Annotated in this window: 9 protein-coding genes; 7 read left to right on the forward strand and 2 right to left on the reverse strand. The window is 43.5% G+C overall.

Features of this window, described 5'->3' with window-relative positions; all coding sequences use genetic code 11:
- Positions 1–20 precede the first annotated feature (20 nt).
- Together H6G79_RS03300 and H6G79_RS03305 are read right to left on the reverse strand one after the other, a co-directional pair.
- Positions 21–3,740: a HEAT repeat domain-containing protein gene (locus H6G79_RS03300; RefSeq protein WP_191049341.1), complete on the reverse strand. Its 3,720-nt coding sequence runs from the start codon at positions 3,738–3,740 to the stop codon at positions 21–23.
- 375 nt (positions 3,741–4,115) lie between these two features.
- Positions 4,116–5,081, reverse strand: a complete 966-nt coding sequence (locus H6G79_RS03305; protein ID WP_190589869.1) for a GDP-mannose 4,6-dehydratase — start codon at positions 5,079–5,081, stop codon at positions 4,116–4,118.
- 1,259 nt (positions 5,082–6,340) lie between these two features.
- Here H6G79_RS03305 and nifB point away from each other — a divergent pair.
- The 7 genes from nifB to nifK all read left to right on the forward strand — a co-directional run bounded on the left by nifB (position 6,341) and on the right by nifK (position 15,031).
- The gene (gene nifB / locus H6G79_RS03310) at positions 6,341–7,789 is read left to right on the forward strand and encodes a nitrogenase cofactor biosynthesis protein NifB (protein WP_190589868.1); all 1,449 of its coding nucleotides are present in this window, start codon (positions 6,341–6,343) and stop codon (positions 7,787–7,789) included.
- Between the two features lie 121 nt (positions 7,790–7,910).
- Positions 7,911–8,258 (forward strand): DUF362 domain-containing protein, encoded by a 348-nt coding sequence (locus H6G79_RS03315; RefSeq protein ID WP_190589867.1) that lies wholly within the window; start codon positions 7,911–7,913, stop codon positions 8,256–8,258.
- 3 nt (positions 8,259–8,261) lie between these two features.
- Positions 8,262–9,464 (forward strand): cysteine desulfurase NifS, encoded by a 1,203-nt coding sequence (gene nifS / locus H6G79_RS03320; protein ID WP_190589866.1) that lies wholly within the window; start codon positions 8,262–8,264, stop codon positions 9,462–9,464.
- Between the two features lie 162 nt (positions 9,465–9,626).
- Positions 9,627–10,541, forward strand: a complete 915-nt coding sequence (gene nifU, locus H6G79_RS03325; protein ID WP_190589865.1) for a Fe-S cluster assembly protein NifU — start codon at positions 9,627–9,629, stop codon at positions 10,539–10,541.
- A gap of 214 nt (positions 10,542–10,755) precedes the next feature.
- Positions 10,756–11,643, forward strand: coding sequence for a nitrogenase iron protein (nifH, locus tag H6G79_RS03330; protein WP_190589864.1), 888 nt, complete (start codon positions 10,756–10,758; stop codon positions 11,641–11,643).
- A 150-nt stretch (positions 11,644–11,793) separates the two neighbouring features.
- The gene (nifD, locus tag H6G79_RS03335) at positions 11,794–13,287 is read left to right on the forward strand and encodes a nitrogenase molybdenum-iron protein alpha chain (RefSeq protein WP_190589863.1); all 1,494 of its coding nucleotides are present in this window, start codon (positions 11,794–11,796) and stop codon (positions 13,285–13,287) included.
- 205 nt (positions 13,288–13,492) lie between these two features.
- Positions 13,493–15,031 (forward strand): nitrogenase molybdenum-iron protein subunit beta, encoded by a 1,539-nt coding sequence (gene nifK / locus H6G79_RS03340; protein ID WP_190589862.1) that lies wholly within the window; start codon positions 13,493–13,495, stop codon positions 15,029–15,031.
- Positions 15,032–15,136 lie beyond the last annotated feature (105 nt).

Genomic DNA, 15,136 nt, shown 5'->3' on the forward strand with positions numbered 1-15,136 from the left:
GGCATAACCTCAGTTTATGTTCACCCACGCCACCGTTTCAACTGTTTCTCTGCATACTCCCGCACCTCCTCATCTGGGTCATTTTCGGCTCTGTCACGCAACAGTGGTAAAGTCTGGGGATGACGGGGAAATTGTTTGATAATTATTTCCAGTGCAACTTGGCGCGGGTTGTTTTCCCAACCATATTCTCGCTGAAAGGGGTCATTGACAGCGCAATGGTAGTAGATGTCAAACAACTCAGGTTGATTTTTGAAATATTTGCCCAATTCTTGCACTGCCGTATATCGCACACTGTACCAATCATCATCTTGGGCGCGGTGTTTGAGGAAGGCGAGAATTTCCGGCTCATCTTTGTAACCACGGGCTAATTCTTGCACTGCTGCTCGTCGCACATTCCATTTATCATCATATTGGGCGCAGTGTTTGAGGAAGGCGAGAATTTGGGGGTCATGTTTATAGCCACGGGCTAATTCTTGCACTGCTGCTTCTCGCACAGGGTAATCATGATCATGTTGGGCGCGGTGTTTGAGGAAGGCGAGAATTTGGGGGTCATGTTTATAACCACGGGCTAATTCTTGTACTGCTGCAATTCGCACATCGTTATCATCATCATATTGGGCGCAGTGTTTGAGGAAGGCGAGAATTTGGGGGTCATGTTTATAACCACGGGCTAATTCTTGCACTGCTGCTTTTCGCACATCCCATTTATTATCATGTTGGGCGCGGTGTTTGAGGAAGGCGAGAATTTGGGGGTCATGTTTATAGCCACGGGCTAATTCTTGCACTGCTGCTTTTCGCACACTGTAATCATCATCATCTTGGGCGTGGTGTTTGAGGAAGGCGAGAATTTCCGAGTCATCCTTGTAGCCACGGGCTAATTCTTGCACTGCTGCAACTCGCACAACCCAAGTATCATCATGTTGGGCGCAGTGTTTGAGGATGGCGAGAATTTGGGGGTCATCTTTGTAGCCACGGGCTAATTCTTGCACTGCTGCAACTCGCACATCGTATCTATCATCATGTTGGGCGCAGTGTTTGAGGATGTCGAGAATTTGGGGGTCATGTTTATAGCCACGGGCTAATTCTTGCACTGCTGCATATCGCAAAGGGTAATCATCACGTTGGGCGCGGTGTTTGAGAATGGTGAGAATTTCCGGGTCATGTTTGTAGGCACGGGCTAATTCTTGCACTGCTGCTTCTCGCACATCCCATTTATTATCATGTTGGGCGCAGTGTTTGAGGAAGGCGAGAACTTCCGGCTCATCTTTGTAGCCACGGGCTAATTCTTGCACTGCTGCATGTCGCACATCGTTATCACGATCATGTTGGGCGTGGTGTTTGAGGAAGGCGAGAATTTCCGGCTCATGTTTATAGCCACGGGCTAATTCTTGCACTGCTGCACGTCGCACATCCCAATTATCATCATGTTGGGCGCGGTGTTTGAGCCAGGTGAGAGTTTGGGGATATTTTATCCAAGTAGTGGCAATTTCCACAACTGCTTGAGTGCGAATTTCTTGAACTAGCTTAGTTTCTTCTTCATCTCTATCAGGCTCATAATAATACCACAGGTCATACTTAGTTAAATCTTTGAGTTTGTTCAGCAATTCGTCAGCTATGACTTCAATTTCCTGACGATTTCTCACTTCTGCTAAACACTTAGCTGCTAAAAAGAGATTGAGAAACTTTTCTGTTTCACCATCTTGTACCATTAAATATTTAATTACTTCTCCCACAAATTTTGCCTCAATCATCCCAGCAATTAACAGCAAAACCTCATGCCAAGTTTCATCATGCCAGTGTTTACCAAAAACTTCTTGCTTGAGTTGTTCAATACTGAGCGTTTGCGTTTCTTTAAACTGCCAAACAAACTCCCACGCACAGAAATATTCTAAAAAAGTCCGATGCACAAAGGCATAATAATCAGCCCCCAGGAAACATAACATAAAGTTACGAGTCCGCAGTTGATTAATCATTACCCTTGCGGCTTGTCTGGGTTGATTAATTTCTAAATTTCTTAAATATGTAGCCAAAATATTTTCTAATTGACTGGCGCTAATCAAATTACCCGCCAAACCTTTATCACTGGTTTGCATACTATAAGCAACTTGACGCAACATTGCCTGTTTATCTTTATAATCAATGGTTTTATTGTCTAGTCGATGATCTTCTACTAAAGCACGTTCCACATCCCACTGATGCAGCAATACCCGCGATGCTTGCTCATAAAGTGTTGCTCTATCTCTAGGTAATTCCTGATTCCGATTCAGAATTGCCATCATCGTTAACAGCAGAGGATTTCCCGCTAGTTCAGTAATAGCTTTAGAAGCTTCAATTCCTCTTTGTAATCTTTCCCGTTTTCTTACTTTATCTGCTTCATCACTAAAAGTTAACTCATGCCAACGGTGAATAAATTCTTGAATTTGTTCTGAGTCTAAATCTTGCAGCATAAAGTGACGAAACTCTGCATCACGTAATCTTTGCGGTTTATAACCAATCACGCGAGAAGTGACAATTACCTGCACATTAGGATAGTCATTAGTAAAGCGATGAATATCAGTAATCACATCTTCCCGCTTACCAGGGTCAAATACTTCATCTAAACCATCAAACATCACTAAAGCGTTACCAGCTTTTAGTTGTTCATGCAGTTGATGTTGATTTAGGTGAGTCATTACACCGCTACATTTATGAAAAAATTCAAGAAAGTTATGACATTCTTTATCTTCACGCCGCCGCATATAAGTGCGTAACTCAATGAGCAACGGTATTGGTAATGAAATAACATTATCTAGTGGTGATTCTGCCCAATTCAAAGCTAAATACTGCAATAATGTAGACTTACCCGAACCAGGATCACCCAAAACTACAATATATTTATAAGTCTGTTTTTCATTAACAACATCTAATACAGAACGTATTGGTTGCTCTAAATAAACCCATTTGTGATTTTCTAATTCTTCTGCTGCAATTTCCGCCTCTAGTTGTTCACTATCTCGCAATCGTTTTAAATGCTCTTTTGGCAGTTCATGAACTTGCGGTAAAACTTGATGTACCTCCCGCACATTTTGAGCAATAAACATTCGCCATAACTTCAGTTCGTTATAGGCATAACCCGTTGTATCTAAACTATCTAACTTCAAATTACCGTAGCGTTCGCGGATTGATTCTTGATATTTATTTAAATCAAAATCAGCAACAACACCAGCAATCTCTTTAGCATGGGTTTCAATACTCGATAATTTTTGCAATTCTAAAATAGAATTTAATTCTTTTGATTCTAAAAGCAATTCTTGAACTTGGTTAAAATACTGCTCGGTTAATGATTGCCAATTAAATTTAGTTGGTAAAGGTCTAAGTTGGAGTTTCTGCCAAGTCTCTGCTAAAACTTCAGCATTTAAATCTTCACAGTTAATATCAAAAGCTTTACCAAGAGTTTCTTTGACAGATTTATCACTAATAAATTTCTTAATATCCCCGGTATATTCTTTAATTTCATCTTCCCGCAGTTTACACCGCACCTTTAACTGCTGCTGCATCAGTTGTAAAAACTCTTTCAACGCTTTACCCGCAGCAATTTCAATATCTTCCTTTTGCAGTTTCTCAAAAACCTTCCCAGGAATGCCTTTTAATATATCCTTCGCCCAATCTTTCGCCGCATCTTTGGCTAAGTCTTCTAAAATTGGTTTAACAATCAAACCAGCACCTTGAGCAACTCCCCAGATAACCAACCAATCAAGCATAATACCCGCATCCGCAGAGATTTTAATTACGAGTATATACACCAGCTTTAGCCAGCATTTCTGAGTTTAGGATGATTTAACCCCGTTATATGGACAAGGGAAGGGAGACAAGGGAGACAAGGGGGACAAGGGAGAGATGATGGATATTGGTGAGCAGCAAGATGACTAGTACAGGTCGGCGTAAATAAACAGACTATAAGAAATTGCTACAAGGCTTGTAGTATCGTTATTCTTTCTTTTTCCTTTTGCCTTTTTCCTTTTGCCTTGTTGTACTAGGGATTTTTCAAGGGCGATCGCATCAGCACCAGTATAATTAATCGTTGTAGAGACATTGCATACAACATCTCTACAAAATTGAGACATTGCAACTTGAAATTACAAATAATCTTTTTGCTTATCTTCTATCATCATTCGCACTACATCTTTCATTGTGTATTTTGCTTGCCATCCTAACTTTTCTTTAGCCCTGGCTGGGTTGCCTCTGCCAATTACAATATCTGTAGGTCGTAATAAACTACCATCCGTAGTCACATATTCTTGCCAATCTAAACCTAAACAAGCAAAAGCTTCTGCTACAAAATCTTCTAATTTTGATGTCTCACCAGTTGCAATTACATAATCATCTGGTTCATCTTGTTGCAACATTAAATACATCGCCTCAACATACTCAGGAGCCCAACCCCAGTCACGTTGAACAGATATATTACCTAAATAAAGGTGATTCTGCTCGCCTTTAGCAATACGACAAGCCGCAGAAATAATTTTCTGCGTGACAAATCTTTCTGGTCTTAACGGTGACTCATGGTTGTATAAAATACCAGAACAAGCAAACAAACCATAAGCTTCTCTGTAATTAGCCACTTCCCAAAAAGCCGTAGCCTTAGCCACACCATAAGGACTGCGCGGACGAAATGGTGTATCTTCATCGGCTGGCTGTTCACCCGTATTCCCAAAGCATTCACTAGAACCAGCATTATAAAGTTTAATTGGCGCACCAATAAAACGAATCGCTTCTAATAAATTCAAAGTCCCAGTAGCAATACTCTCTAACGTTTCCACTGGTTGTTCAAAAGACAAACCCACAGAACTTTGTCCAGCTAAGTTGTAAACTTCATCTGGCTGAATTTTTGTCAAAACCTGCAAAACACTACGAAAATCAGTCAACGCCACCGAAGCTAATTTAATTTGATCACGGATACCCAAACGCACTAAATTACTAAACGAGGACATCTGCGCGTCTCGTGAAGTTCCACAGACAATGTATCCCTGATTTAAGAGTAACTCTGCTAAATAAGCCCCATCTTGACCTGAAACACCACAAATAAGTGCTTTCTTCTGCATAAATTTATATCAGAAATATTACGTAGATAAATGTATTACCTTGAACCAAGGTAAAAATAAAACAACCATATTATCATGATTTTTTGGAAAGCGTAGAAAACTAGCCTCTATTGCGATTAGGACTTACGCATCAAAACGAAAAATCAAGGGTTTTGGCGAGGGTGTAGGGGTTCAGGGGTATAAGGGTGTACTGATTCAAAATCCTTACCCCCCAAACCCTTTCACCCTTACACCCAATCTCCACAGATAATCTTTGTGCGTAAGTTCTGGTGATGTGTGGGAATTTGTAGCGATCGCCCCCAGTTTGTGCCGTAATTAACTTTTTATGCTATCTGTTAAATATGCTTCTATTTGCATATCAAAATATTTTACTTTTTATATAAAAAAATTAATTTTTGCAACTGATATTCATTAATTTTGACTCGGACAAGAACCGCAAAACCCAACAATATCATACTTTTCAGTGCGATTTAATTTCATTAAACTGATAAAACTTAAGAAAATATGAATTACATTTTTCTCTAAAAAAAAATGATATGTTGTATACAGAATTGAATTTCGCACGTATCTGGAGTAGTACCAACAAATCTACTCCAGTTTTTCCCCCTAAATCCTTTACCCGTCGCGGTTTTGAGCAGGATTTAAGGGACAGTTGAGTACAACTTTTTGTATCCCGAAATCAGCAGCAAATTGCCTCAAAACTTTGCTGAGATTGGGTTATAGCTGAGTACAAAGAAATCCTAAACCCCACTCTAAAAATACAAGAACCCTGACCTAAAAATACTAGAACCCCTACCCAAAAATAAAATATATAAATTTTTTGATAGCTCAATATCAAGGTTTCCAGATTTGAGTACAAATCTAATAAATCCAATAAATTCTATCCAAAAATAACCACCAGCCCTGCTCAACAACGGCTGCTATAAATCATATATCGCCAATCACTTAAAGCTCAAAGCAAAACAGAGAGCCAAAAGTGAGTGGAGGGATGAGATAGCACCATGCCTCGGTGAATTGAAGTCACGGCTTTCCACACCAACTCTACCCAAAACCGAAAAGTTGACACACACCAGCCGGAACACAAGGATTCATAGCCTGCCATCATCAGCAAAGTTGCCCACCAAGTCGCTTTGCTACAACCAAAGGATGCACTCCTGCGGGCAGTGTGAGAGTCGTGACTTCCATTCTACTAAGGCAAATCAAATAGCAACTGCATCTCCCACAGTGGCAGCTTAGTCCACCGACATTTGCGAAATTCAATGACACCACAGGTTACAGGCTCCTCCGTTACTGAATCGACACCAACCCAAGCAAAATCTGGTGGTTGCGGATGCGACAGCAAAAGCAGCGCCACCGTGGAAATGGACGAAAAGCTCCAAGAGCGTATTGCTAAACATCCCTGCTACAGCGAAGAAGCTCACCACCATTACGCCAGAATGCACGTTGCAGTTGCACCTGCTTGCAACATTCAATGCAACTATTGCAACCGCAAATATGACTGCGCCAACGAAAGCCGTCCTGGTGTAGTCAGCGAATTACTCACACCCGAAGAAGCAGCCCACAAAGCATTAGTAATTGCTGGCAAAATTCCTCAAATGACAGTTTTAGGAATTGCTGGCCCTGGCGACCCCCTCGCCAACCCCGAAAAAACCTTCCGCACCTTTGAGTTGGTTGCAGACAAAGCACCAGATATCAAACTGTGCTTATCAACCAACGGTTTGATGTTAACTGAATACATCGATCGCATTAAACAACTAAATATAGATCACGTTACTATCACCCTAAATACCATCGACCCAGAAATCGGCGCACAGATTTACTCTTGGGTTCACTATAAGCGCAAGCGTTACAGAGGCATTGAAGGAGCTAGAATCCTGCTCGAAAAGCAGTTAGAAGGCTTACAAGCTCTGAGAGAAGCCGACATTCTGTGCAAAGTCAATTCCGTGATGATTCCCGGAATCAACGACCAACACTTAGTAGAAGTCAACAAAGCCATTCGTGAACATGGTGCATTCCTACACAACATCATGCCTTTGATTTCTGCACCAGAACACGGCACACACTTCGGCTTAACAGGTCAACGCGGCCCCACACAAACAGAACTCAAAACCGTTCAAGACCAATGCGCCGGCAACATGAAAATGATGCGCCACTGCCGTCAATGTCGTGCAGATGCCATTGGTTTGTTAGGTGAAGACCGCAGCCAAGAATTCACCAAAGAAAATTTCTTGGAAATGACACCAGAGTACGACTTCAGCAAACGCCAAGAAGTTCACGAAGGTATTGAGAAATTTAGAGAAGAAATTAAAGCAGCCAAAGAAAAGGCAAAAGCTGGCACACAGCAAGCAGCCAACAATCCTAAAATCTTAGTTGCAGTCGCCACCAAAGGCGGCGGCTTAGTGAACCAACACTTCGGCCATGTCAAAGAATTCCAAGTTTACGAAGTTGACGGCCACGAAGTCCGCTTTATCAGTCACCGCAAAATTGATCAATATTGTCAAGGTGGATACGGTGAAGCCGCCACCGCAGAGAATATCATGAAGACAATTGCAGATTGTAAAGCAGTATTGGTTTCTAAAATTGGCAACTGTCCCAAAGAAAAATTGCACGCAGCTGGCATACAGACCGTTGAAGCTTACGACGTAATCGAGAAAGTTGCTTTAGAGTTTTACGAACAGTACGTCAAAGAATTAGGGAATCGGGAATAGGGAATAGGGAGTAGGGAACAGGCAATAGGGAATTTTCCCTGACCACTCCCCACTCACCACTACCCACTCCCCACTCCCTACTCACCACTCCCCACTCCCCTCATTCGCAAGGAGAATAATCATGGCTTATAAGATTACCAGCCAATGTATTTCCTGCAATCTCTGTGAGTCTGTATGCCCCACCGGCGCAATTAAAGTAGAAGGCTCACGCCACTGGATTGATTCTGAACTATGCACAGACTGTGTTGGTACTATTCACACAGTACCTCAATGCAAAGCTGGTTGCCCCACCTGTGATGGTTGCGTTAAAGAAACAAACGATTATTGGGAAAGCTGGTTTGCTAAATATAACCGTGTCGTCGGGAAGTTAACAAAAAAACAAGATTATTGGGAACGTTGGTTTGACTGTTATTCTCAGAAGTTCTCTGAACAAATGCAAAAGCATCAGGGTGAAATCCTAGGGGTATAAATAATGAGCGTCATTTATCTAGATAATAATGCGACTACTAAGGTAGACCCACAGGTTTTAGAGGCAATGATGCCTTATTTAACCGAATATTATGCCAACCCCTCAAGTATGCACACCTTTGGCGGTCAACTGGCTAAAGCAGTGAAAACAGCCAGGGAACAACTAGCCGCCCTCTTAGGTGCAGATGAATCAGAAATTGTTTTTACCAGTTGTGGAACCGAGGGAGATAACGCAGCCATTCGCGCCGCTTTGTTAGCCCAGCCCGAAAAGCGCCACATCATCACCACCCAAGTAGAACATCCGGCGGTGCTGAATGTCTGCAAACAATTAGAAACCCAAGGTTATAGTGTTACTTATCTTTCGGTGAATAGTCAGGGGCAGTTGGATCTAGATGAACTAGAAGCCTCCCTGACTGGGAATACCGCCTTGGTGAGCATCATGTATGCTAACAACGAAACAGGTACGATTTTCCCGATTGAGCAGATTGGATTGCGCGTCAAAGAACGCGGCGCACTGTTCCACGTCGATGCAGTGCAAGCAGTGGGTAAGATTCCCCTGAACATGAAGACCAGCACAGTAGATATGTTAACTATGTCTGGTCACAAAATTCACGCACCCAAAGGGATTGGCGCGTTGTATGTGCGCCGGGGCGTGAGATTCCGGCCGCTGTTGATTGGTGGACACCAAGAACGCGGTCGCCGCGCGGGTACAGAGAATGTTCCAGGTATCGTTGGTTTAGGAAAAGCAGCCGAGTTGGAATTGCTGCATTTAGAAGAAGCAACTGCGAGAGAAAGAAAGTTGCGCGATCGCCTGGAACAAACTCTCCTCGCTAAAATCCCTGATTGTGAAGTTAACGGCGATATCAAAAATAGATTGCCCAACACCACCAACATCGGTTTTAAATATATCGAAGGTGAAGCAATCCTACTTTTGTTAAATAAACACAATATCTGTGCCTCATCTGGTTCCGCTTGCACCTCCGGTTCACTAGAACCATCCCACGTTCTCCGGGCAATGGGTTTACCATACACTACTTTGCATGGTTCCATTCGCTTCAGCCTTTGTCGCTACACCACCGACGCTGAAATCGATCGCGTCATTGAAGTCATGCCCGAAATTGTAGAACGTCTCCGCGCTCTGTCGCCATTCAAAAACGACGACGCAGGTTGGCTGCAATCTCAAGAACAAACACTGGCACATCGGTAAGTAAATAGGGAGTAGGGAGTTGGGAATAGGGAGTTGGGTAAAGAATTTACTACTCATCACCCCCTAACGAGAGTTGGGAAATCAAATATATTTTCACCACTCCCCACTCACTACTCCCCACTCCCCTACCCAACTCAGCACTCAGCACTCAGCACTTAAAATATGTGGGACTACACAGATAAAGTATTAGAACTGTTTTACGATCCCAAGAATCAGGGAGTCATCGAAGAAACGGGTGAACCTGGAGTTAAGGTTGCAACGGGAGAAGTAGGAAGTATCGCCTGCGGTGATGCTTTAAGACTCCACCTGAAAGTAGAAGTAGAATCTGATAAGATTCTGGATGCACGTTTCCAAACCTTTGGCTGTACCAGTGCGATCGCTTCTTCGAGTGCATTGACCGAAATGGTTAAGGGTTTGACTTTAGATGAAGCCTTGAAGGTATCTAATAAAGATATTGCCAATTACCTCGGCGGCTTACCTGAAGCCAAAATGCACTGCTCAGTTATGGGTCAAGAAGCCCTAGAAGCCGCAATTTATAATTATCGTGGCATTCCTTTGGCTGCCCATGATGACGATGATGAAGGCGTTTTAATTTGCTCCTGCTTTGGTATCACTGATACAAAAATTCGCCGCGTAGTGAAAGAAAATAACCTTACGACTGCGGAGCAGGTAACAAATTATGTCAAAGCTGGTGGCGGATGCGGTTCCTGTTTAACAAAAATTGATGATATTATTAAAGATGTAGAGCAGGAAGTCGCCACAGCCAGTAAAAACAGCATTAACGGCATAAAAGCTCCAGAAATTCTTAAATTAGGTCAAATAGCCACAGCCACAAGACCACTAACAAACGTTCAAAAAATTGCCTTAATTCAAAAAGTTCTCGATGAAGAAGTCAGACCCGTCTTAATTGCAGACGGTGGAGATGTAGAACTGTACGACATCGAAGGAAACACTGTTAAAGTCATCCTCAAAGGTGCTTGCGGTTCTTGTCCCAGCAGCACCGCCACCTTAAAGATAGCGATTGAATCGAGACTGCGCGATCGCATTAGCAAAGACATTGTAGTAGAAGCAGTCTAATTAACAGTTGACAGTTAACTGTTCACTGTCAACAACCAAAAGAACTTTCACAACTTCATAACCAACCGAATGTACATTATGCTAACGCGATTTTCGGTAGAGCGATCGCCACCGGCGGCGTTCTACAACCACTCACAGCCATAGCTCAACAGGCGTGAGATTCTCAAACAAAAACAAAGACCCACTAACCAACCAATTGTAGGAAAAGAGAACCATGACTGACGAAAGAATCAGACAGATAGCTTTCTATGGTAAAGGCGGTATCGGTAAATCTACCACCTCCCAAAACACCCTGGCAGCTATGGCAGAAATGGGTCAACGCATCATGATCGTAGGTTGCGACCCTAAAGCTGACTCCACCCGTTTGATGCTCCATGCCAAAGCTCAAACCACCGTATTACACTTGGCTGCTGAACGCGGTGCAGTAGAAGACCTCGAACTCGAAGAAGTAATGCTCACCGGTTTCCGTGGTGTTCGTTGCGTAGAATCTGGTGGCCCAGAACCAGGTGTAGGTTGCGCTGGTCGTGGTATCATCACCGCCATCAACTTCTTAGAAGAAAACGGCGCTTACCAAGACCTAGACTTCGTATCCTACGACGTATTGGGTGACGTTGTATGCGGTGGTTTCGCTATGCCTATCCGTGAAGGTAAAGCACAAGAAATCTACATCGTTACCTCTGGTGAAATGATGGCGATGTACGCTGCAAACAACATCGCTCGTGGTATTTTGAAATACGCTCACTCCGGTGGTGTACGCTTAGGTGGTTTGATTTGTAACAGCCGTAAAGTTGACCGTGAAGCTGAACTGATCGAAAACTTGGCTGAACGTTTGAACACCCAAATGATTCACTTCGTACCTCGTGACAACATCGTTCAACACGCTGAATTGCGTCGGATGACCGTTAACGAGTACGCACCAGACAGCATTCAAGGTAACGAATACCGTGCATTAGCTAAGAAGATCATCAACAACGACAAGCTCACCATTCCTACACCAATCGAGATGGATGAACTAGAAGCACTGTTGATCGAATACGGTATTCTCGATGACGATTCTAAGCACGCAGAAATCATTGGTAAGCCCGCAGAAGCTACCAAGTAAGTAATTCCCTAATTAGGAGTCAAGGAAAGTATGAAGTATGAAGTGTGAAGTATGAAAATTCCCTTCATTCAGCTTTAGCCTTCAGCCTTCATTCTTCTCCTCTCCCTTTTTCCCTGATTTCCCCATCTTTAACTGTTACCGAGGCAGACTATGACACCTCCAGAAAACAAGAATCTTGTAGATGAAAATAAGGAACTAATTAAAGAAGTTCTGCAAGCTTATCCCGAAAAAGCTCGCAAAAAACGCGAAAAACACCTCAATGTCCACGAAGAAAGCAAATCCGATTGCGGCGTTAAGTCTAACATCAAATCCATTCCTGGTGTAATGACCGCTCGTGGTTGTGCTTACGCAGGTTCTAAAGGTGTGGTTTGGGGGCCTATTAAGGACATGATCCACATCAGCCACGGCCCAGTAGGTTGCGGTTACTGGTCTTGGTCTGGTCGTCGTAACTACTACGTAGGTGTAACAGGTATCAACTCTTTTGGTACTATGCACTTCACCTCCGACTTCCAAGAACGCGACATCGTATTCGGTGGTGACAAAAAACTCACCAAAATCATCGAAGAACTAGAAGTTCTTTTCCCCCTCAGCCGTGGTATCTCCATTCAATCTGAATGTCCCATCGGTCTAATCGGGGATGACATCGAAGCTGTTGCTAAAAAAGCTTCTAAGCAAATTGGTAAGCCAGTTGTACCCCTACGTTGCGAAGGTTTCCGTGGTGTATCTCAGTCTTTAGGCCACCACATCGCTAACGACGCTATCCGTGACTGGATTTTCCCTGAATTTGACAAAGCTAAGAAAAACAACACAATCGACTTCGAGCCAAGCCCCTACGACGTAGCATTAATCGGTGACTACAACATCGGTGGTGATGCTTGGGCAAGCCGGATGTTATTAGAAGAAATGGGCTTGCGTGTTGTTGCTCAGTGGTCTGGTGACGGTACACTCAACGAGTTGATTCAAGGCCCTGCTGCTAAATTAGTTCTGATCCACTGCTACCGTTCTATGAACTACATCTGCCGTAGTTTGGAAGAACAATACGGTATGCCTTGGATGGAATTCAACTTCTTCGGCCCCACCAAAATTGCTGCATCTTTACGCGAAATTGCAGCTAAATTTGACTCCAAGATTCAAGAAAACGCTGAGAAAGTCATCGCTAAGTACACACCAGTGATGAATTCGGTACTTGAAAAGTATCGTCCTCGCTTGGAAGGTAACACCGTAATGTTGTACGTAGGTGGTCTACGTCCTCGCCACGTTGTTCCCGCTTTTGAAGATTTGGGTATCAAGGTTGTCGGTACAGGCTACGAATTCGCTCACAACGACGACTACAAACGTACCACCCACTATATCGATAACGCCACCATCATTTACGATGACGTTACCGCTTACGAATTCGAGGAATTCGTTAAAGCTAAGAAGCCTGATTTAATCGCTTCCGGTATTAAAGAGAAGTACGCCTTCCAAAAAATGGGTCTTCCCTTCCGTCAAATGCACTCTTGGGATTACTCCGGCCCTTATCACGGTTATGACGGATTCGCTATCTTCGCTCGTGATATGGACTTAGCTCTCAACAGCCCAACTTGGAGCTTGATTGGCGCTCCTTGGAAGAAAGCTGCTACTAAAGCTAAGGCTGCTGCTTAATTCATTCCCAAGAATCAAACGGATAGCCTGGGGTTTGTCGCCCCAGGAACCTAGGGAAGAATGGTGAATGCTGAATGCTGGATGAAGACTTTTATTCATTATTCATGATTCATCACTCGTGACTCCCCAGGGGAGGAGCGAAGTCCCCAGGCTCTCCCAAAACTTCAATTACTACACCAACCAGCAAGCGTAGAGAGATAGACAAATGCCACAGAATCCTGAAAGAATTGTAGACCACGTTGATCTATTCAAACAGCCAGAATACACCGAGCTATTTGAAAACAAGAGAAAGAACTTTGAAGGCGCACATCCTCCTGAAGAAGTTGAAAGAGTTTCTGAATGGACAAAATCTTGGGACTACCGGGAAAAGAACTTCGCTCGTGAAGCTTTAACCGTTAACCCCGCTAAAGGTTGTCAACCTGTAGGCGCAATGTTCGCGGCTTTAGGTTTTGAAGGTACTCTTCCCTTCGTTCAAGGTTCTCAAGGTTGCGTGGCTTACTTCCGTACCCACCTCAGCCGTCACTATAAAGAGCCTTGCTCCGCAGTTTCTTCTTCCATGACAGAAGACGCAGCAGTATTCGGTGGCTTGAACAACATGATTGAAGGTATGCAAGTTTCATACCAACTGTACAAGCCTAAGATGATTGCTGTTTGCACCACCTGTATGGCTGAAGTTATCGGTGACGATTTAGGGGCGTTCATCACCAACTCTAAGAATGCTGGTTCTATTCCTCAAGATTTCCCAGTACCTTTTGCTCACACCCCCAGTTTCGTAGGTTCCCACATCACTGGTTACGACAACATGATGAAGGGAATTCTGTTGAACCTGACAGAAGGTAAGAAGAAAGCTACCAGCAACGGCAAAATCAACATCATCCCTGGTTTTGATACATACGTTGGTAACAACCGCGAAGTTAAGCGGATGTTGAATGCAATGGGTGTTGACTACACTATTCTGTCTGACAGCAGCGACTACTTCGATTCACCCAACACTGGTGAATTCGATATGTACCCAGGTGGTACCAAGCTGGAAGATGCTGCTGATTCTATCAACGCTAAGGCAACAGTAGCTCTCCAAGCTTACACCACTCCCAAGACCCGCGAATACATTAAAACCCAGTGGAAGCAAGAAACACAAGTTCTGCGTCCCTTCGGTGTTAAGGGTACTGACGAGTTCTTGACTGCGATCTCTGAATTGACTGGTAAAGCGATTCCTGAAGAGTTGGAAATCGATCGCGGTCGTTTAGTTGATGCTATCACAGACTCCTACGCTTGGATTCATGGTAAGAAGTTCGCTATCTACGGCGATCCTGATTTGATCATCTCTATCACCAGCTTCTTGTTAGAAATGGGTGCAGAGCCTGTACACATCCTCTGCAACAACGGCGACGAAGTTTTCAAGAAAGAAATGGAAGCTATTCTCGCTGCTAGTCCCTTCGGTAAAGAAGCTACCGTTTGGATTCAAAAAGACTTGTGGCACTTACGCTCTTTGTTGTTCACTGAGCCTGTAGACTTCTTCATCGGTAACTCCTACGGTAAGTACCTGTGGCGCGATACCAAAATCCCAATGGTGCGGATTGGTTATCCTCTGTTCGATCGCCACCACTTACACCGCTATGCTACCCTTGGCTACCAAGGTGGTCTAAATATCCTCAACTGGGTTGTTAACACCCTGTTGGATGAAATGGATCGCAGCACCAACATCACTGGTAAGACCGATATCTCCTTCGACTTGATTCGCTAGAAATTGCTACAAGCTGGTTTGTTAAAAACAGCTAAGTAAGTCAAAAGGTAAAAGGCAAAGAAATTTACTCTTTTGCCTTTTGACTTTTTACCTTTTACTTTTTCA

Source organism: Anabaena sp. FACHB-83, from assembly GCF_014697485.1.
Lineage (GTDB): Bacteria > Cyanobacteriota > Cyanobacteriia > Cyanobacteriales > Nostocaceae > Nostoc_B.

Bases quoted from the DNA above. Each gene is read 5' to 3' on its own strand.
- nifD (WP_190589863.1), top strand. From the start codon at position 11,794: ATGACACCTCCAGAAAACAAGAATCTTGTAGATGAAAATAAGGAACTA.
- nifB (WP_190589868.1), top strand. From the start codon at position 6,341: ATGACACCACAGGTTACAGGCTCCTCCGTTACTGAATCGACACCAACC.
- nifH (WP_190589864.1), top strand. From the start codon at position 10,756: ATGACTGACGAAAGAATCAGACAGATAGCTTTCTATGGTAAAGGCGGT.
- H6G79_RS03300 (WP_191049341.1), bottom strand. From the start codon at position 3,740: ATGCTTGATTGGTTGGTTATCTGGGGAGTTGCTCAAGGTGCTGGTTTG.
- nifU (WP_190589865.1), top strand. From the start codon at position 9,627: ATGTGGGACTACACAGATAAAGTATTAGAACTGTTTTACGATCCCAAG.
- H6G79_RS03315 (WP_190589867.1), top strand. From the start codon at position 7,911: ATGGCTTATAAGATTACCAGCCAATGTATTTCCTGCAATCTCTGTGAG.
- nifK (WP_190589862.1), top strand. From the start codon at position 13,493: ATGCCACAGAATCCTGAAAGAATTGTAGACCACGTTGATCTATTCAAA.
- nifS (WP_190589866.1), top strand. From the start codon at position 8,262: ATGAGCGTCATTTATCTAGATAATAATGCGACTACTAAGGTAGACCCA.
- H6G79_RS03305 (WP_190589869.1), bottom strand. From the start codon at position 5,081: ATGCAGAAGAAAGCACTTATTTGTGGTGTTTCAGGTCAAGATGGGGCT.